General features: G+C 75.8%; 2 protein-coding genes. One reads left to right on the forward strand and one right to left on the reverse strand.

Features of this window, described 5'->3' with window-relative positions; translation table 11 throughout:
• Positions 1-476 (reverse strand): MarR family transcriptional regulator (locus tag DZF91_RS23485; RefSeq protein ID WP_147341314.1); only part of this gene is annotated, 476 nt, incomplete at its 3' end.
• A gap of 89 nt (positions 477-565) precedes the next feature.
• On the opposite strand from DZF91_RS23485, the gene DZF91_RS23490 reads away from it, so the two are divergent.
• A partial coding sequence (locus DZF91_RS23490) for an FGGY family carbohydrate kinase (protein ID WP_268915969.1) occupies positions 566-1,177 on the forward strand: 612 nt, incomplete at its 3' end.

Consider the following 1,177-nt stretch of genomic DNA (forward strand, 5'->3'; position numbering starts at 1 on the left):
AGGCCGGGCAGCGCGACGGCGGCGCCGGCGACCGCGAGGCCCTGGCCGGCGACCGCCGTGACGGCCTCCGCGGCGAGCGCCGCCAGCGCGCCGAGGACGTCGGCGGACGGACGGCCGCGGTTGTCGGCGCTGACCACGTGCCGGTACCGGACCTGCTTGCCGAGGTCGAGCACGCAGGCGGCGAGGTAGTCGACGTTCACCTCCAGGCCGAGCCCGGCGGCGCCGTCCCCGGCGATCGACACCCCGACGCCCGGCCGGCCGCGCTCGCCCTCGTGCACGGGCGCGCCGTCGCGGACGAGGCCCGCCCCCTCCAGGAGGCCGACCAGGTTGGAGACGGTGGTCTTGGTGAAGCCGGTCAGCTCGGCGAGCCCGGCCCGGGTGACGGGCTGGTGCCGGGCGATGTGCTCCAGCACGACCGCCAGGTTGCGGCCGCGCATCGTCGCGTGCCGGACGGGGGCGTTTCCGGACTTCGTCATGAACACACCCTAATTCAATCCGTCGCCTGGGCAGGGCCGATGCCATCTGCTACGTTAATTAGTCCATAGTCTTTACGAAAGAGGGCCGCATGGCCGAGACCCTGGTGGCGGGCGTCGACTCCTCGACGCAGTCGACGAAGGCGGTGCTCTGCCGCGCCGCGGACGGCACCGTCGTCGCGGAGGCGTCGGCACCCCACCCGGACGGCACCGAATGCCACCCCCGGCACTGGTGGGACGCGCTGTCGCAGGTGCGCGACGTGCTCGAGCGCGCCGACGCGGTCGCCGTCGCCGCGCAGCAGCACGGGATGGTCGCGCTCGACGGCGGGGGCGACGTCGTGCGTCCCGCGCTGCTGTGGAACGACACCCGCTCGGCGCCGCAGGCCCGCGCCCTCGTCGCCGAGTTCGGCGGGCCGCGAGCGTGGGCGGAGCGGACCGGCAGCGTGCCCCTCGCCTCGTTCACCGTCGGCAAGCTGCGCTGGATGGCCGAGCACGAACCGGAGAACGCCCGCCGCACCGAGCGGGTGCTGCTCCCGCACGACTGGCTGACCTGGCGGCTCGGCGCGAGCGAGCCGGTCACCGACCGGGGCGACGCGTCCGGCACCGGCTACTGGTCGCCCGCCACCGGCGCCTACCTGCCCGACCTGCTGCGCGCCGCGCTCGGGCACGACGCCGAGCCGCCGCGCGTCGCCGGCCCGGGCGAG

Source organism: Actinomadura logoneensis (assembly GCF_003428695.1).
Taxonomy (GTDB): domain Bacteria; phylum Actinomycetota; class Actinomycetes; order Streptosporangiales; family Streptosporangiaceae; genus Spirillospora; species Spirillospora logoneensis.